Origin of the sequence: Mycobacterium sp. GA-1285 (assembly GCF_001499905.1) — a bacterium.
Lineage (GTDB): Bacteria > Actinomycetota > Actinomycetes > Mycobacteriales > Mycobacteriaceae > Mycobacterium.
On the sequence record NZ_LQIS01000007.1, the window covers coordinates 87082 to 103687 of the forward strand.

Sequence of the window (16606 nt, forward strand, 5' to 3'; positions counted from 1 at the left end):
GTAAGGCCAGGTCACGCCTTATCGGCCGAGGTCGCCCGGCGTGTCGCCCGATGAACGCTTGCGCGAAGAGCGACGGACCCCGTCAGCCTTCGCCGATCTCCCCAATGTGGTCCCGCAACACCACCCGACCGTCGGCGAGGTGATACGTCGCCCCCACGATCGCCAGGTCGCCCGCGGTGACCTTCTCGGCGATCGCCGTCGACCGGGCCATCAGTTGCGCGCCCGTCTCGGCGACATGGCGGGCTTCGAATTCGTCGACCCTTCCCAATCCCTCACGGCGACCCTGCAAGATCGACGGCATCACCCGCTCGACGATGTCGCGCACGTAACCGCCGGGCACCACGCCTTCGTCGAGAGCCGACAGCGACGCCTTCACAGCACCGCAGCTGTCGTGCCCCAGCACGACGATCAGCGGCACGTCGAGCACCGAGACCGCGAACTCGATGGAGCCCAGCACGGCCGAATCGATCACATGTCCGGCGGTGCGCACCACGAACATGTCGCCGAGACCCTGGTCGAAAATCAGTTCGGCCGCCACCCGGCTGTCCCCGCAGCCGAACACCACCGCGGTCGGCTTCTGCCCGCCGGTCAAACTTGCGCGATGCTCGACTCCCTGGCTCGGATGCTCGGGCTTTCCTGCGACGAATCGCTCGTTACCCTCTTTGAGTGCTTTCCACGCGGTCACTGGGCTGGTGTTCGGCATGACCGACATTGTGCACCAATTGGTCGATTGGTACGGCCGCGAGCAGCGAGATCTGCCGTGGCGCCGCCCGGGGGTCACCCCGTGGCAGATCCTGGTCAGCGAATTCATGCTGCAGCAGACGCCCGTCGCGCGGGTCGAGCCCGTCTGGCGCGCGTGGGTGCGGCGGTGGCCAACGCCGTCGGCGACCGCGGCGGCCGGCGCGGCCGATGTCCTGCGGGCGTGGGGAAAGCTCGGGTATCCCCGCCGCGCCAAGCGGTTACACGAATGCGCGACGGTGATCGCCGAGCAGTACGGCGACGTAGTGCCGTCGGACGTGGAGACGTTGCTGACGCTGCCGGGCGTCGGCGCCTACACCGCGCGGGCGATCGCCTGTTTCGCCTACCGCGACCGGGTGCCGGTGGTCGACACGAACGTTCGCAGGGTGGTGAGCCGGGTCGTGCACGGGCGCGCCGACGCCGCTTCGTCGTCGACGCCGCGCGACCTCGCCGACGTCGAGGCTCTGCTGCCCGAAACCGATCTGGCGCCGAAGTTCTCGATCGCCTTGATGGAGCTGGGCGCGACGGTGTGTACCGCGCGTGCGCCCCGATGCGGACTGTGTCCGCTGAGTTCATGCGCGTGGCGCGCTCGGGGTTACCCCGCGCCGGATTCGCCCGCGCGGCGTGTTCAACGCTATGCGGGCACCGACCGGCAGGTACGCGGCAGACTGCTGGATGTCCTGCGCGGGAACGACTCTCCGGTCACCCGCGCGCAGCTGGACGTCGCGTGGCTGTCCGACACCGCGCAGCGCGACCGGGCACTGGACTCACTTCTGGTCGACGGTCTCGTCGAGCAGACCGACGACGGCCGGTTCGCGCTCGCCGGAGAGGGTGGCTGAGCCACGGCTCGAGGTCAGGCCGAGGCCATGTCAGTCCCAGCGTCGGGGTCGGGTTCCCCCGTGCCGCAGGCGAACCGGCGACGGTAGTCAGACGGCGTCACCCCGATGATCCTGCGGAAGTGGTGGCGCAGCAGCGTAGCTGTGCCGAAGCCGCTGCGTTCGGCGATCCGGTCGACGTCGAGATCGGTCTCCTCCAACAGGGTCCGCGCGTACAGCACACGTTGATCGGTCACCCACTGCATCGGCGTGCGCCCCGTCTCCTCCACGAACCGCCGCGCGAAGGTACGCGCCGACATGTGCGCGCGGGCGGCCAGCGTGGCCACCGTGTGCGGTTTGTCGAGGTTGGCCAGTATCCAATCTAGATGCGGCGCAAAGCGTTCCGAACACCGCACCGGGATCGGCTGGTCGATGTACTGGCGCTGACCGCCGTCTCGTTGGGGCGGCACCACCATGCGGCGCGCAATCTTGTTGGTCACCTCGCTGCCAAGTTCACGCCGGACCAGGTGCAGGCACGCGTCGATGCCGGCCGCGGTGCCCGCGCTGGTGATCAGGTTTCCGTCGTCGACGAACAGCACGTTGCGATCGACCTTGGCCGTCGGATACTGGCGCGCGAGGTCGTCGGCGTGCATCCAGTGCGTCGTGCACGGCCTGCCGTCGAGCAGGCCGGCGGCGCCCGCGACGAACGCGCCCGTACACACCGTGAGGATGATCGAGCCCGACTCGGCGGCGGCCCGGACGGCGGCCAGGGCCTCGGGCAGATACTCCGACCCTCCGATCGCCGGGATGGCGACCAGGTCGGCGCCGATCAGGTCGTCGAGGCCGTGATCGGGGGTCACGGCCACACCCACCGAGGTGCGAAGCGGCTTGCCGGGATCCGGACCGCACACCTTGAAATCGAACTTGGGGACCCCGTCGCCGGAGCGGTCGATACCGAAGACCTCGCAGATGACGCCGAATTCGAATACGGCCAGATTGTCCAGGACGAGCACCGATACGCTCCTGATTGACATGGCAGAATTTTATCTCGAGGTGTCATTCCTGCCACTGTTGGCGGAATTTTATCTGGCGAATAGTTACTGCCATGAACACTTTACTGGCACTCCTGGTTCTCGTTTCCCCGGTGGCGGTGGCGGCCGCGCTCGCCTGGGCCGCCAGCCGCTCCGGGCACCTCCGGTTGCGCCGTGACCAGTTCCGCACGGCCGCACCGATGGCAGGCCGGGTGTTCGAGGACGACCGCGACTTGTTGCGTCTCGAACACGACCTCGACGCGATCCGCACCCGTTTCGAGCGCCAGCCCGTCTGGCCGTCCTCAGGTGCGGTCGGGGAGCGTCGCTAAGAACGATTCGACCGCCTGCCGGTAAGCCTGCGGCGCATCGTCGTGGACGAGGTGACCGGCCTCGGGCACGCGCAGATACGTGGTGCGGGGACCCGACTCCGCCATCCGGGTCATCTGCCCCGGCGGGGTGACCGAGTTGCCGGCCTCGATCAGCAACGCGGGAACGCGGACGGCCTTCCACTCGCGCCAGTAGTCGCGGGTGCCCCACTCGGCGGCGATCTCGATCCAGACGTCGGTTCGGCCGTGCAGTCGCCAGCCGCTCGGGATGCGGTCGAACGCCTCGAGGAAATACTGACCCGCCACCGGACCGAATTCGTCGTAAATTCTTTGGGCGGAATCGAATTCGACCGGCAACGCGTGCAGCCACGGTTCCCAGGGCCCCGTGGTGCGACCGCGGAAGTCCGGTGCCATGTCCTCGACCACCAACGCCGCCACGAGATCGGGCCGCGTCGCGGCCAGACACCACGAGTGCAGTCCGCCCATCGAATGGCCGACCATGACCGCGGGCGCACCGATGCCCGCCACCGCGTCGCCGAGTTCGGCGACGAACTGCTCGGTGCTGATCGGCCGGACGCCGTCGACGTCGCGGCCCTGGTGCCAGGGTGCGTCGTAGGTGTAGACCTCACCCAGCCGGGTCAACCACGGCAGCTGTCGCGACCACGTGCTGCCCCGTCCCATCAGGCCGTGCACCAACACGAGCGGTCGGCCCCTCCCGCCGCGGTGGGTGAGCGGGGTTCGCGAACCCCCTGGTGACTGCATTCCGACATCATCGTGCCTCCGGGTGCCGCCGCTGCATTCGGTAGCCTGATGCGCATGCCAAGCCAGAATCCCGTGGTGAAGATCAACGCGATCGAGGTCCCGCCGGACGCCGGTCCCGAACTGGAGAAGCGCTTCGCGCACCGAGCCCACGCCGTCGACAACCAGCCGGGCTTCCTCGGCTTTCAGCTGCTGCGCCCCATCAAGGGCGAGAACCGCTACTTCGTGGTGACGCAGTGGGAGTCCGAAGAGGCGTTCCAGGCCTGGGCGACGGGCCCGGCCATCGAAGCCCACAAGGGCCAGCAGGCCAACCCGGTGGCCACCGGCGCATCGCTGCTCGAGTTCGAGGTCGTCCTCGACGTTGCGGGTGCTGACAAGTAGCGGCTCGCTCATCGCGCGCCGGGCGCTCGGGCTGACGGTCGCGGCCTCGTTGGTCGTCGCGGTGGGCGGGTGCACGCAAGTCGCCCCGCCGCCCGCCGACGCCGCATACGGCGCGCCCATCGAGATCAACACGCCCCAGGGGCTGCGGGCCAAGCAGACGCTGGACATGCTCAACTCCGACTGGCCGATCGGCCCGGTGGGAGTGCGCACGCTGGCGGTGCCCGAGAAGGTCGACGAGATCGCGGCGAAGCTCGACCGGATCTGGTGGGACCGGCCGTTCAAGGTGACCGACGTCGAGATCCGCGCCGGACAAGCCGAAGTCGGGGTGCTGACGTCATACGGCGTCGCCCAGGAGATCGACCTCCGCACCAACGATGCCGGCTTGGTCGACCGGTTCGATGTGACGTTGCGCCCGCCGGTCATCGACGAATGGGGCGACGTCGACGCCGAGATCACGAAGTCGGGCGCCCGCTACTCGTATCAGGTGTCGAAGGTGGTTGCCGACCAGTCGAAGTGCGATGTGGTGGCCGGCACCAACACCGAACTGTCGTTGCCGTTGGCATCGATCTTCAAGCTGTACGTGCTGCTCGCGGTCGCCGAGGCGGTCAAAGCGGGCACCCTGAAGTGGACAGATCAGCTGACCATCACAAAGCGGGCCAAGGAGGTTGGCTCGGCGGGCCTCGAAGAACTCCCTCCCGGCACCCGGGTGTCAGTGAGAACCGCTGCGCAGCAGATGATCTCGGCCAGCGACAACATGGCCACCGATCTGCTCATCGATCGCCTGGGGACCGGCGCCGTGGAGCGGGCGCTGATTCTGGCGCGCCACCACGACCCGGCCAGCATGACGCCGTTTCCCACCATGCACGAGATGTTCTCGGTCGGTTGGGGGCGACCCGATCTCCGCGAGCAGTGGCGTCAGGCGGTCGAGAAGGGCGGCCCGCAAGTCCGGGCGCAACTGCTCCAACAGACCAAATCCCGCCCCTACGAACCGGATCCACACCGGACGCACACCCCGGCGTCGAACTTCGGGGCGGAGTGGTACGGCAGCGCCGCCGACATCTGCCGCGTGCACATCGCACTGCAGGCGGCCGCCGTCGGTGAGGCCGCGCCCGTGAAGGACATCCTCTCCGCGATACCCGGCATAGATCTCGACGGGTCCAAGTGGGACTACATCGGCGCCAAGGGCGGAAACCTGCCCGGCGACCTGACGTTCAGCTGGTATGCCGTCGACCACACCGGGCAGCCCTGGGTGGTCAGCTTTCAATTGAACTGGCCCCGGTACCGCAGCCCCACCGCCGCGGGATGGTTGCTGTCCATCGTGCGCCAGACCTTCGACCTTGTGCCGATCGGCTGAACCGGGTGGTTCGACCGCCCTAGTTCGACCGCAGTGTCCAGGCGTGCCCGCGGAAATGCATCACCGTCTGGCTCACCGGCGCAATGTCGATGCGCCAGAACGACTTCGGTGGCGCGTCCAGCACGATGAGGATCGCCGCGCGGATCACCGCCGGATGTGTCACGGCGACCAGCCGGCTGCGGCGGTCGGTCAACGAATCCATCCAGTCGGCGACCCGCTCGACCAGGTCGACGACCGATTCCCCGCCATGGGGCGCCCTGGTGGGGTCGGTCAGCCAGATCGCCAGATCCGCCGGTCGCACCCCGCTCAGCACGTCGCCGCGCCACCGGCCGCAGTCCAGATCCGCCAGTCGACCGTCCACCTCGGCTTGCAGACCGAGCAGTTCGGCGGTCTGCCTGGTGCGCTTCTCGGGACCACACAGGGCCGCGTCGACGACACCGAGGTCGATCGACGCGTCGACCTGCCGGTGACCGGTCGGGTTCAGCGGCTCGTCGGTGGGGAATCGTCCGGCCGACATCGCATCGGTCAGCGCGTGCGATACGAGCGTCAGCCGCACGACCTCACTCACGCAGGTATGCTCTCCCGCCGGTTACCTTCGAGCAGCCGCGCGGCCATCGCACCGAACACCAATGCGAGCGTGGTGTACATGACGATCTGCGTGCCCAACGAGTACAGACGGAAGTCGTAGAGCACATCGGCCGGAAAGCCCTCGTAGACAGTGTTTCCCGCGTCGTCGGTCAGCGGTCCCGGCGTCTCGTCGATGGTCGGCAAGACCAACATCACGACCGCCATAGCCGCGATGTAGGAACCCGCAGCAGCCAGACTTGCGTTCCATGTCCCCAGCCGGCCGGCCAGCCGTCGGCCCAGATACACCGCGCCGACCGCCAGCGCCGCGGACAACACCACCAGCAGCAGATACAGCAGCGTGCGCTGCCGGATGGTCTCGTCCAGGCTCAGAGCCGGCGGGCTTGCGGGGTACTTCAGCGCGGGAACGACGTACAGGCTCAACAGCATTCCGCCGGCGACATACACCGACAGCAGGCGCGCCGAGATGTTGCCGACGCGGCCGTAGGCGACGGCGAAGATCACCGCGAAGATCGCGCCGATCGCCAAGCTGAACAGCAATACGCCCAGCCCCATACCGATGTTCATCTGGACGGCGCGCTCGAATCCCCCGCCCTCGCCGTGGCTATGACCCACGCCCGCACCGGCTTCGAGCGCCTCGTGCGCGGTCCCGACACCGTCCTCGTAGACGATGGCCCGGTCGATCTGGGGCTCGACGAAGATGCGGGCGAAGACGAATGCGAGTACGCCGGCGACAGCACCTGCGAGCAGCCCGCGCCAGATGATCTGCTTCTCCATGCTCGGTTACCTCTGCCGGTCAGTGGCAGGGGAAGCCGAGCAGGTGGCGGGCGTCGTGCACGAACTCGTGGATCGCGGTGTTGTCCGCACCGAACACCGACGTCGCGCCCTGATCCAAACCGACAAAGTAGAGCACCAACAGCGCCAAGAAGGTGGTCGCGGAAAGCCACACGGCCACCCCGGTGGCGGAGAGGTCGAGGGCGGGTGCAACGCTCTTGCGGGCGTCGGGTGAGGTCATGTCGGTGTCCTTTCGGAGGATTACGCGTCCCGAGTCCTGAAGGTGGCGGCGAGCGTCGGGTCTGACTTGACACAGTGGCGCGACCGTTCTGGATTCTCACCAGATTCCTTCGCCCGCCGATAACATCGCACATCCTATCCACTGGGTCCAGCGGTCGCGCGCTGAGACGGGAAACGGGCGGCACCCGCGTGGGGTACCGCCCGTTCTCTTTGGCGCGTTGCGCTATTCGGCTGGGCCCGCAGCGCCTGCCGCACCGGCCTGCGCCAGGTCCGGCTCGGACACCGGCGCCGGCCTCTTGGTGCCCTTGAACGTGAACACCGCGTCCTCTCCGGCGCTTTCGCCGTCCCAGTTGTCGACGTCGACCGTGACGAGTTGGCCAGGGCCGATCTCCTCGAACAGGATCTTCTCCGACAGCTGGTCCTCGATCTCGCGCTGGATGGTGCGCCGCAGCGGCCGCGCGCCCAGCACGGGGTCGAACCCGCGCTTGGCCAGCAGTGCCTTGGCCTTGTCCGTCAGCTCCAACGTCATGTCCTTGGCCTTGAGCTGGTTGGACACCCGGCCGATCATCAGATCGACCATGCGGATGATCTCGTCGCGGGTCAGCTGGTGGAAGACGATGATGTCGTCGATGCGGTTGAGGAACTCCGGGCGGAAGTGCTTCTTCAGCTCGTCGTTGACCTTCTGCTTCATCCGCTCGTAGTTGTTCTCGCCACCACCCGGGGAGAAGCCCAGCCCGACGGCCTTGGAGATGTCGGACGTGCCCAGGTTCGACGTGAAGATCAGCACGGTGTTCTTGAAGTCGACCGTGCGACCCTGACCGTCGGTCAGGCGGCCGTCCTCCAGGACCTGCAACAGGCTGTTGTAGATCTCCTGGTGGGCCTTCTCGATCTCGTCGAACAGCACGACCGAGAACGGCTTGCGCCGCACCTTCTCGGTGAGCTGGCCGCCCTCCTCGTAGCCGACGTAGCCCGGGGGGGCACCGAACAGCCGCGAGGCGGTGAACCGGTCGTGGAACTCGCCCATGTCGATCTGGATGAGCGCGTCGTCGTCGCCGAACAGGAAGTTGGCCAGCGCCTTGGACAGCTCGGTCTTACCGACGCCCGACGGGCCGGCGAAGATGAAGGAGCCGGACGGACGCTTCGGGTCCTTCAGGCCGGCACGGGTACGCCGGATCGCCTTGCTGACCGCCCTGACGGCGTCCTCCTGACCGATGATCCGCTTGTGCAGCTCCTCCTCCATGCGGAGCAGCCGAGTGGTCTCCTCCTCGGTCAGCTTGAACACGGGGATGCCGGTCCAGTTGCCCAGCACCTCGGCGATCTGCTCGTCGTCGACCTCGGCGACGACATCGAGATCGCCTGAGCGCCATTGCTTTTCCCGCTCGGCGCGCTGCGCGACGAGCTGCTTCTCCTTGTCGCGCAGGCTGGCCGCCTTCTCGAAGTCCTGCGCGTCGATCGCGGACTCCTTCTCCCGCCGCGCGTCGGCGATCTTCTCGTCGAACTCGCGCAGGTCTGGCGGCGCGGTCATACGCCGGATCCGCATCCGGGCGCCGGCCTCGTCGATCAGGTCGATCGCCTTGTCCGGCAGGAACCGGTCGTTGATATAGCGGTCGGCCAGTGTGGCAGCCGCCACCATCGCCGAGTCGGTGATCGAGACGCGGTGGTGCGCCTCGTACCGGTCCCGCAGACCCTTGAGGATCTCGATGGTGTGCTCGACGGTCGGCTCGCCGACCTGCACCGGCTGGAACCGGCGCTCCAGGGCGGCGTCCTTCTCGATGTACTTGCGGTACTCGTCGAGCGTGGTCGCGCCGATCGTCTGCAGCTCACCGCGGGCCAGCTTCGGCTTCAGGATCGAAGCGGCGTCAATGGCGCCCTCGGCGGCGCCGGCACCGACGAGCGTGTGCAGCTCGTCGATGAACAGGATGATGTCGCCGCGGGTGTTGATCTCCTTGAGGACCTTCTTCAGGCGCTCTTCGAAGTCGCCGCGGTACCGGCTGCCGGCCACCAGCGACCCGAGGTCCAGCGTGTAGAGCTGCTTGTCCTTCAGCGTTTCCGGGACCTCGCCGTGCACGATGGCCTGCGCCAGGCCCTCCACGACGGCGGTCTTGCCGACGCCGGGCTCGCCGATCAGCACCGGGTTGTTCTTGGTGCGCCGGCTCAGCACCTGCATCACCCGCTCGATTTCCTTCTCGCGGCCGATGACCGGGTCGAGCTTGCCCTCCATCGCGGCCGCGGTCAGGTTGCGGCCGAACTGGTCGAGCACCAGCGACGTAGAGGGGTTGCCCGCCTCGCCGCCGCGGCCGCCGGTGCCGGCTTCCGCGGTCTCCTTGCCCTGGTAACCGCTGAGCAGCTGGATGACCTGCTGACGGACGCGGGTGAGCTCGGCCCCCAGCTTCACGAGCACCTGGGCGGCGACGCCCTCGCCCTCACGGATGAGGCCGAGCAGGATGTGCTCGGTGCCGATGTAGTTGTGGCCCAGTTGCAGCGCCTCGCGGAGGCTGAGTTCGAGCACCTTCTTGGCGCGCGGGGTGAACGGGATGTGGCCGGACGGCGCCTGCTGACCCTGGCCGATGATCTCCTCGACCTGGCTGCGCACGCCTTCGAGTGAGATGCCCAGCGACTCCAGCGACTTGGCCGCTACGCCCTCACCCTCGTGAATGAGTCCCAGCAGGATGTGCTCGGTGCCGATGTAGTTGTGGTTGAGCATCCGGGCCTCTTCTTGAGCCAGGACGACGACCCTGCGGGCGCGGTCGGTGAATCTCTCAAACATCGGTGGTTACCTGCTCTCCATCAATTGGTCGGTGCCATGCGTGCCCAGCGGTCTCGAATACGCACAGCACCACACGTCCACTCTAGTGGGCATCAGGGCGGCGCGCGCCGCCCACCGGTCTGCTCTGAGCGGACACCCGGGCATCGATGCGCACGGGATCGGATACCCGCCGCTATGGGAGAGCAACGCATCGGTGGGCTGATTCGTTTCCGTATCTCGGCCCTGCGACTTCGCGGCGAGCGAACACGGGCAGTGCGCCCGTGACGATCGCCCCGCTAGGTAGCGGCGTGGAAGGCGTCGATCACATCGGCCGGAATGCGCCCGCGCGTGGACACATTGTGTCCGTTACGCCGTGCCCACTCGCGGATCGCCGCGCTTTGCTCGCGATCGATCGCCGCGCGCCCGCGGCCCGACCCCGCGGCACGTCCTCGCCGACGACCACCGACCCGCCGGCCCGCGTCGACCCACGGCTTGAGGGCGTCCCGCAGCTTCGCGGCGTTCTTGGATGAGAGGTCGATCTCATAGGTCACCCCGTCGAGGCCGAATTCAACGGTCTCGTCGGCCGCACCTTCGCCGTCGAAATCATCGACCAAGGTGACGGTAACTTTCTTCGCCATTTGAACGCCCTTCTGCGCGATCACAGGACCGCCGTAAAGTATCGAACCCGGCACCAATGTGCCATATCTGTGTGCGCCGTACAACAAAAACCGTCGACACCGGCTTATGGCACTGTGTTCAGTTGCCGTGGCGTCGAACAATCGGGAACAAAACCGTCTCTCTAATCGACAGCCCCGTCAACGCCATCATCAATCTGTCGATACCCATTCCGGTCCCCGTGGACGGCGGCATGGCGTACTCCAGGGCCGCCAGAAAATCCTCGTCGAGAACCATCGCCTCGTCATCACCGGCGGCCGCCGCCTTCGCCTGGGCTTCGAACCTTTGGCGTTGGATTACGGGGTCGATCAGCTCCGAATAGCCAGTCGCGAGTTCGAAATGCCGGATATAGAGGTCCCATTTCTCGGTGACGCCGTCAATACTGCGGTGGGGTCGTGTCAGCGGGGTCGTCTCCACGGGGAAGTCACGGACGAACGTGGGTGCCCACAACGTGTTCCCGACGGTGTGCTCCCACAGCTCCTCGACCAATTTCCCGTGGCCGTAACCGCGATCGCGCGGGATCTCGACCTCGAGGCGATCGGCGATGGCCCATAAGTTCTCGGCCGGTGTTTCCGGCGTGATCTCCTCGCCGAGAGCTTCAGACAGCGACGGATACATTTCGATGGACCGCCATTCGCCATCAAGATCGTAGACAGTGCCATCAGGCAACGGCACATTGCGTGTTCCGATCGCGTCGTCAGCGACTTCCTGAATAATCTCTCTGGTCACGACGGCTGAATCGTCGTAGGTGCCGTATGCCTGATATGTCTCGAGCATCGCGAATTCCGGAGAATGTGTGGAATCCGCGCCTTCGTTTCTGAACACCCGATTCAACTCGAAGACACGCTCGAATCCACCGACCAGTGCGCGCTTGAGAAACAGTTCCGGCGCGATACGTAGATAGAGGTCTGTATCGAGCGCATTGGAGTGTGTCACGAACGGTCGCGCCGCGGCGCCGCCGGCGAGTGTCTGCAGCATCGGCGTTTCGACTTCGAGGAATCCGCGCCGCTCCAGCGCCGACCGCACCGCGCGGACCACCGCGACCCGCTGGCGGGCGATGGTCCTGGCTTCGGGACGCACGATGAGATCGACGTAACGCTGCCGCACCCGGGCCTCTTCGCTCATCTCCTTGTGGGCCACCGGTAGCGGTCGCAGGGCCTTGGACGCCATTTGCCAGGAGTCGGCCAGCACGGAGAGTTCCCCGCGACGGGAGCTGATCACCTCGCCGCGCACGAAAACGATGTCGCCGAGGTCGACGTCGGTCTTCCACGCGTCCAGCGATTCCTGCCCGACCTTGTTCAGGCTGATCATCGCCTGCAACTGCGTGCCGTCCCCCTCCTGAAGCGTGGCAAAGCACAGCTTGCCGGAGTTCCGCGCGAACATCACCCGTCCGGCGACGCCCACGATCTGACCGGTCTGCGAGTCGGCAGCCAGGTCGGGATAGGCCGCGCGGATCTCGGCGAGGGAGTGGGTGCGCGCGATCTCCACCGGATACGGCTCTCGCCCCTCGGCGAGCAGACGCTCACGCTTGGCCTGACGGATCCGGTACTGCTCTGGAACGTCGGGCTCGGATGTGGCGTCGGCGGCCGGCGCGGTGCGAGACGGGTCGGGTTCGGTCACGTCGTGCCAGCCTAAATGAACACCCGTCGACTAGGAATTTCGGTGTTGACGATCACCGGTGCACCGGTCGGGCACCCGAAATCACAGTTCAGCGGGCCTGTTTGAGGCGGCCGCGCTGGTTGTCGCGGTTGCGTTCGAACACCAGCCGCAACCCGTCGAGGGTCAGGTGCTCGTCGTAGTGCCGGACCGTGCGCATGTCCGGCAGCAGTAGCGGCGCGGTATGTCCGGTGGCGACCACGGCGATGTCGGTGCCGCCGAAGCCCTCGACGTCGTCGCGGATGCGCTGCACCAGCCCGTCGACCAGGCCGGCGAACCCGAACACCGCACCGGCCTGCATGCACTCGACGGTGTTCTTCCCGATGACCGAACGCGGCCGGGTCAACTCGACGCGGCGCAACGCCGCGGATCGGGCCGCGGCCGCGTCAGAGGACACCTCGACGCCAGGAGCGATCGCGCCGCCGAGGAACTCGCCTTTCGCCGACACCACGTCGACGCAGATCGACGAGCCGAAGTCGACGACGATCGCCGCGGTGCCGTACTTGTGGTAGGCCGCGAGGCAGTTCACGATGCGGTCGGCGCCGACTTCCTTCGGGTTGTCCACCAGCAGCGGGATCCCGGTACGAACTCCGGGCTCGATCAACACATGGGGCACCGACGGCCAGTATTGGCGCAGCATCTCGCGCAGTTCGTGCATCACCGACGGTACGGTCGACAGGCCGGCGGCCCCGGTCAGGCGTTCGGAGTCGTCGCCGATCAGCCCGTCGATGGTCAGCGCGAGTTCGTCGGCGGTGACTTCCGACTCGGTGCGAATCCGCCACTGCTGCACGACCTTCGCGTGATCGCCCGAGCCCGAGACCAGGCCCACCACGGTGTGGGTGTTACGCACGTCGATGGCTAGTAACACGCGCTCACTCCAGCGGTTCTCGGGTCACTTCGTTCTGCTCACCGTGGCGACATCAACCCGGCCGCGTCGGCCGGTACGAAGGCGGGATCGTTGCCGAGGTCGACCTGCTTGTTGTCGGCGTCGACGAACACGATCCGCGGTTGGTATGCCCTGGCTTCGGCATCGTCCATGGTGCCATAGGCGATCAGGATCACCAGATCGCCGGGATGCACGAGATGCGCTGCAGCGCCGTTGATCCCGATCACACCGCTGCCGCGCTCACCGGTGATGGCATACGTCACCAGCCGTGCGCCGTTGTCGATGTCGACGATCGTGACCTGTTCGCCCTCGAGCAGGTCGGCGGCCTCCATGAGGTCGGCGTCGATGGTCACCGACCCGACGTAGTGCAAATCAGCCTCCGTGACCGTCGCGCGGTGGATCTTCGATTTCAGCATTGTCCGTAACATCAGTTCCTCCAAGGAAGTTCGTGCTCATCAAACGCGACCTCCGGACCGGGCCCCGACGGCACTCCGATATCTATGGCGATGTTGTCCAGCAGCCTGGTGCGCCCCAACCTGCCGGCGATCAGCATGCGCGCCGCCCCGACTTCCGGCGCGGGCCCGAGCATCGGGTCTCGCACGTCGAGATAGTCGACCTCGATGGCCGGCACCGAGTCGAGCACCGCGCGTGCGGCGTCCAACGCGGCCGCGGCCCCCTCCCCCGCGGCGTACATCCCCGCCAGCAGCGCCGCGGACAACGCGCCCGCATGTTCGCGCTGCTCTGCGTCCAGATAGCGGTTGCGCGACGACATCGCCAGGCCGTCGGCCTCCCGCACGATCGGCACACCGACGATCCGGGTGTCGACGTTGAGGTCGGCGACCATCTGACGGATCAGCGCCAACTGCTGGTAGTCCTTCTCCCCGAAGAACGCGTTGTCGGGACCGACGATGTTGAGCAGCTTGAGCACTACCGTCAGCACACCCGCGAAATGCGTTGGCCGAGAAGCTCCTTCGAGATCCGCCCCGAGCGGGCCGGGATGAACCGAGGTGCGGGTGCCGTCCGGGTACATGTCGGCGACGGTCGGGGTGAACGCGATCTCGACTCCCTCGTCGCGCAGGACGGCGAGGTCGTCGTCGAGCGTGCGCGGATACGCGTCGAGGTCCTCCCCCGCCCCGAACTGCAGCGGGTTGACGAAGATCGACACCACCACGACCGCCCCCTGGACACGTTTGGCGGAGCGGATGAGCATCCGGTGGCCCTCGTGCAGAGCGCCCATCGTCGGGACCAGCATCACCCGGCGACCGGTGGCACGCAGCGCCTTGGCGACCGCCGAGACATCACCGGGTTTCGAGTAGACGTTCAATTCGCCCGCCGTGAACTGCGGTCTGCGGGCGGTCATCGGCCGATTCCCCGGTCGGCGCCCGAATCGCGGGTGAGCACGGCAACCACCTCGTCCGAGGCGTGCGCGCGCTGGGCGGTACGCAGCGAGTTCGCCCGATATGCCTGCGCCAATTCGGGATTCACCTCCGTCAGGGCTTCCAGGTGATGCGCCACAGCGGCGGCGTCCCCGCGCGCCACCGGGCCGGTCAACGCGGCCTGCCCGCGTTGCAGCGCGTTCTCCAGGGAGGCACGCGCCAGCGGGCCGATGACCCGCTCGGCGAGCCCCCCCGGCGCATCGCCGACCAGTTCCTGGCCGAGCAGTTCCTGGCCCCACAACGCCGTCCGCAGCCCCTCGACCGCGTCGAGCAGCACGGTCACCGTGTGATTGCTGGCATGCGCCAACGCTGCGTGATAGAGCGTGCGCGCGTCCTCGCGGACCCGGAACGGCTCTCCGCCGATCTCCAGCACCAGCGATTGGGCTATCGCGTATCCGACTTCGTCGGCGGCGGTCACCCCGAAGCACGTGTCGGCCAGGCGGTCGATGTCCTCGTCGGTGCCGGTGAAGGTCATCGCCGGGTGGATCGCCAGCGGAATGCAACCGTGCGACGTCAGCGGTGCCAGCACGCCGATTCCGTTCGCACCGGAGGTGTGCGCGACGATCGTGCCCGGCCGCACCGCCCGAGTCGCGGCCAGACCGGACACCAGATCCGCGAGCTCGGCGTCCGGCACCGCGAGGATCAGAAGTTCCGAACGGCTCGCCACCTCATCGACCGCAAGCACAGCGGTGTCGGGCAGCCGGCGCCGGGCGCGGTCGCGCGACGCGCGCGAGATCGCGCTGCACGCCACCACGACATGCTCGGCGCGCTCGAGGGCGACACCGAGGGCGGAACCGACGCGACCTGCGGAAATGATGCCGACAGTGAGCCGCGCCGGACGGAATCCGCCAGGTGGGGTCCCCATGAGAACCACGAGCCGACCTCGCTGAGAGTTGATGTGTGTTCGTTCCGGTCCCGCGGTGCGGGTACCGGACGGTCGCTAAGAGGTTATCTCACTCCTCGCGGCGTCGGCGACGCCCGCCCGGTGTGGGGCTCGCCTGGAGCCGAGCCAACAGCTCGGCGACCGACTGCCCGGCGGTGTCGGCGTCGTCGGCGCTGCGGCGCCGCCGCCGTGCGGTGGGCGGTGGTGCGGGCGACGGCTCCGGCGGTTCGGCGGACACGGGCTCCTGCGCGGGGCGCGCTGGATCGCCGCCGTCCGGCGGCGCCGAATGCCTGCCACGTCGCGGTTCGGGCGACGGTGTCGAGATGTCGGGTGCGACGGCCGGCCGGGCCAGGTCCTCCCCGCGTTCCGGGGCTCGGCGCCTGCCGACGTACTCGGTCGTCGACCCATTGACGGTGGATGCCCAGTGGCTGCCCGGGGCGCCCGGTGGAAGCCAATGTCCGTCCGCGGGTGCGGGCTGCCACTCGCTCGTAGGCGACGGCTCGGGCACCGGCTGCGGTGGCGGCGGCGGTGCAGCCGATGTTTGTGCAACGGGCTCGGCCGGCGGTGGCGGCGGCGCCCACGAGGTCGGTTCCTGCGCCGGCTGGCGGCCCCAGTCGGCGTCGGAGGCTCTGCGGTGTGACCCAACCCGCTCGGCGGTCTGGTGCCAATCGAACTCGGGCGGTTGAGGTTCGGCGGGCACATCGATGATCGAACTGTCGGTTGTCCGCTCTCCGATGTCGGGTTGGTAATCGTCGATGCGGCTGCTGCTGACGCGGCCCGTGGTCTCCGAATCCCGCGCCCAGTCGCTGTAGGCGCGCACCGTCGTGCGCTCGGGCTCGATCGCGGGCCGGTGCGACAGGTCCGCGTCGAACAGGATCTCCAGGTTGGCGCGCAGCGCGGCCAGCTCCGCTCGCAGGGTCGCCATCTCGTCGGCGGCCCGGGCCCGCACTTCGGCTTCCAGCTCACGGCGCAGTTGGGACTCCAACGACAGCTCGTATTCGCGCCGCGCCGAGATCTCACGGTCCAGCTGCAGGTCGTAGACGAGCTTCAGGTCGCGCACCCTGGCCTGGTCGACGTCGCTCTGCCGTCGGTAGATGACCGAGACGAACGCCGCGACCACCGCCGCCCACAACGCCAGGATGACCGCCAGCTTGAGCAGCTCCACCCGGTCGGTGAACACCAGGGCGGAGCTGGCGGCGATAGCCAGCACCAGCAACGCGGTCAACAGCATCCAACCCGGCCTGCGGCCGGCACGCCGATAGCGTGGGCTGCGGGTCGGATCGGTCATGGGGGCGACTGTACCCGCCACAGGTCACTCCGC

General features: G+C 67.7%; 18 protein-coding genes. 4 read left to right on the top strand and 14 right to left on the bottom strand.

Annotated features, from left to right (window positions below):
• Nucleotides 1-82 precede the first annotated feature (82 nt).
• Complete coding sequence (locus AU193_RS06000; RefSeq protein ID WP_064421442.1) at nt 83-703, bottom strand: carbonic anhydrase; 621 nt, start codon at nt 701-703, stop codon at nt 83-85.
• Here AU193_RS06000 and AU193_RS06005 point away from each other — a divergent pair.
• On the top strand, nt 702-1577 hold the full coding sequence (locus AU193_RS06005) for an A/G-specific adenine glycosylase (RefSeq protein ID WP_064421490.1): 876 nt from the start codon (nt 702-704) through the stop codon (nt 1575-1577). The genes AU193_RS06000 and AU193_RS06005 overlap by 2 nt on opposite strands.
• Before the next feature lie 14 nt (nt 1578-1591).
• On the opposite strand, the gene AU193_RS06010 is transcribed toward AU193_RS06005, so the two are convergent.
• On the bottom strand, nt 1592-2587 hold the full coding sequence (locus AU193_RS06010; protein WP_064421443.1) for a GlxA family transcriptional regulator: 996 nt from the start codon (nt 2585-2587) through the stop codon (nt 1592-1594).
• Between the two features lie 71 nt (nt 2588-2658).
• Between AU193_RS06010 and AU193_RS06015 the strand changes: the two genes are divergently transcribed.
• A complete protein-coding gene (locus AU193_RS06015) occupies nt 2659-2913 on the top strand; it encodes a hypothetical protein (RefSeq protein WP_064421444.1) in 255 nt (84 codons plus the stop codon).
• Here AU193_RS06015 and AU193_RS06020 read toward each other — a convergent pair.
• On the bottom strand, nt 2887-3672 hold the full coding sequence (locus AU193_RS06020; RefSeq protein ID WP_064421491.1) for an alpha/beta fold hydrolase: 786 nt from the start codon (nt 3670-3672) through the stop codon (nt 2887-2889). The two genes, AU193_RS06015 and AU193_RS06020, sit on opposite strands and share 27 nt — an antisense overlap.
• A 54-nt stretch (nt 3673-3726) precedes the next feature.
• On the opposite strand from AU193_RS06020, the gene mhuD reads away from it, so the two are divergent.
• Complete coding sequence (gene mhuD, locus AU193_RS06025; RefSeq protein ID WP_064348188.1) at nt 3727-4050, top strand: mycobilin-forming heme oxygenase MhuD; 324 nt, start codon at nt 3727-3729, stop codon at nt 4048-4050.
• Nucleotides 4031-5404, top strand: coding sequence for a serine hydrolase (locus AU193_RS06030; RefSeq protein ID WP_371259148.1), 1374 nt, complete (start codon nt 4031-4033; stop codon nt 5402-5404). The genes mhuD and AU193_RS06030 overlap by 20 nt, the downstream gene beginning before the upstream one ends.
• 19 nt (nt 5405-5423) lie before the next feature.
• Here AU193_RS06030 and AU193_RS06035 read toward each other — a convergent pair whose 3' ends face one another.
• The 11 genes from AU193_RS06035 to AU193_RS06085 all read right to left on the bottom strand — a co-directional run bounded on the left by AU193_RS06035 (nt 5424) and on the right by AU193_RS06085 (nt 16573).
• A complete protein-coding gene (locus tag AU193_RS06035; protein WP_064421445.1) occupies nt 5424-5972 on the bottom strand; it encodes a histidine phosphatase family protein in 549 nt (182 codons plus the stop codon).
• Entirely contained in the window at nt 5969-6766 is a 798-nt protein-coding gene (locus tag AU193_RS06040) for a CbtA family protein (protein WP_064421446.1), read from the bottom strand. Before AU193_RS06040 ends, AU193_RS06035 begins: the two co-directional genes overlap by 4 nt.
• A 19-nt stretch (nt 6767-6785) precedes the next feature.
• Nucleotides 6786-7004, bottom strand: coding sequence for a CbtB-domain containing protein (locus AU193_RS06045; protein WP_064421447.1), 219 nt, complete (start codon nt 7002-7004; stop codon nt 6786-6788).
• Nucleotides 7005-7226: 222 nt separating this feature from the next.
• Nucleotides 7227-9770, bottom strand: coding sequence for an ATP-dependent protease ATP-binding subunit ClpC (gene clpC1, locus AU193_RS06050; protein WP_064421448.1), 2544 nt, complete (start codon nt 9768-9770; stop codon nt 7227-7229).
• A gap of 275 nt (nt 9771-10045) precedes the next feature.
• Nucleotides 10046-10387, bottom strand: coding sequence for a histone-like nucleoid-structuring protein Lsr2 (gene lsr2 / locus AU193_RS06055; RefSeq protein ID WP_064421493.1), 342 nt, complete (start codon nt 10385-10387; stop codon nt 10046-10048).
• Between the two features lie 118 nt (nt 10388-10505).
• Nucleotides 10506-12044: a lysine--tRNA ligase gene (gene lysS, locus AU193_RS06060; RefSeq protein WP_064421449.1), complete on the bottom strand. Its 1539-nt coding sequence runs from the start codon at nt 12042-12044 to the stop codon at nt 10506-10508.
• An 88-nt stretch (nt 12045-12132) separates the two neighbouring features.
• Nucleotides 12133-12948, bottom strand: coding sequence for a type III pantothenate kinase (locus tag AU193_RS06065; protein WP_064421450.1), 816 nt, complete (start codon nt 12946-12948; stop codon nt 12133-12135).
• 38 nt (nt 12949-12986) lie between these two features.
• Nucleotides 12987-13394, bottom strand: coding sequence for an aspartate 1-decarboxylase (panD, locus tag AU193_RS06070; RefSeq protein WP_064421451.1), 408 nt, complete (start codon nt 13392-13394; stop codon nt 12987-12989).
• Nucleotides 13394-14326, bottom strand: a complete 933-nt coding sequence (gene panC / locus AU193_RS06075; RefSeq protein ID WP_064421452.1) for a pantoate--beta-alanine ligase — start codon at nt 14324-14326, stop codon at nt 13394-13396. Before panC ends, panD begins: the two co-directional genes overlap by 1 nt.
• On the bottom strand, nt 14323-15267 hold the full coding sequence (locus AU193_RS06080) for a Rossmann-like and DUF2520 domain-containing protein (RefSeq protein ID WP_064421453.1): 945 nt from the start codon (nt 15265-15267) through the stop codon (nt 14323-14325). Before AU193_RS06080 ends, panC begins: the two co-directional genes overlap by 4 nt.
• 88 nt (nt 15268-15355) lie before the next feature.
• Nucleotides 15356-16573 carry a DUF6779 domain-containing protein gene (locus tag AU193_RS06085; protein WP_064421454.1) on the bottom strand — a complete coding sequence of 406 codons (1218 nt, stop codon included), beginning with the start codon at nt 16571-16573 and terminating at the stop codon, nt 15356-15358.
• Nucleotides 16574-16606 lie beyond the last annotated feature (33 nt).

Bases quoted from the DNA above. Each gene is read 5' to 3' on its own strand.
- AU193_RS06000 (WP_064421442.1), bottom strand. From the start codon at position 703: ATGCCGAACACCAGCCCAGTGACCGCGTGGAAAGCACTCAAAGAGGGT.
- AU193_RS06020 (WP_064421491.1), bottom strand. From the start codon at position 3,672: ATGCAGTCACCAGGGGGTTCGCGAACCCCGCTCACCCACCGCGGCGGG.
- AU193_RS06010 (WP_064421443.1), bottom strand. From the start codon at position 2,587: ATGTCAATCAGGAGCGTATCGGTGCTCGTCCTGGACAATCTGGCCGTA.
- AU193_RS06085 (WP_064421454.1), bottom strand. From the start codon at position 16,573: ATGACCGATCCGACCCGCAGCCCACGCTATCGGCGTGCCGGCCGCAGG.
- AU193_RS06005 (WP_064421490.1), top strand. From the start codon at position 702: ATGACCGACATTGTGCACCAATTGGTCGATTGGTACGGCCGCGAGCAG.
- AU193_RS06015 (WP_064421444.1), top strand. From the start codon at position 2,659: ATGAACACTTTACTGGCACTCCTGGTTCTCGTTTCCCCGGTGGCGGTG.
- clpC1 (WP_064421448.1), bottom strand. From the start codon at position 9,770: ATGTTTGAGAGATTCACCGACCGCGCCCGCAGGGTCGTCGTCCTGGCT.
- panC (WP_064421452.1), bottom strand. From the start codon at position 14,326: ATGACCGCCCGCAGACCGCAGTTCACGGCGGGCGAATTGAACGTCTAC.
- lsr2 (WP_064421493.1), bottom strand. From the start codon at position 10,387: ATGGCGAAGAAAGTTACCGTCACCTTGGTCGATGATTTCGACGGCGAA.
- AU193_RS06045 (WP_064421447.1), bottom strand. From the start codon at position 7,004: ATGACCTCACCCGACGCCCGCAAGAGCGTTGCACCCGCCCTCGACCTC.
- AU193_RS06080 (WP_064421453.1), bottom strand. From the start codon at position 15,267: ATGGGGACCCCACCTGGCGGATTCCGTCCGGCGCGGCTCACTGTCGGC.
- mhuD (WP_064348188.1), top strand. From the start codon at position 3,727: ATGCCAAGCCAGAATCCCGTGGTGAAGATCAACGCGATCGAGGTCCCG.
- AU193_RS06040 (WP_064421446.1), bottom strand. From the start codon at position 6,766: ATGGAGAAGCAGATCATCTGGCGCGGGCTGCTCGCAGGTGCTGTCGCC.
- panD (WP_064421451.1), bottom strand. From the start codon at position 13,394: ATGTTACGGACAATGCTGAAATCGAAGATCCACCGCGCGACGGTCACG.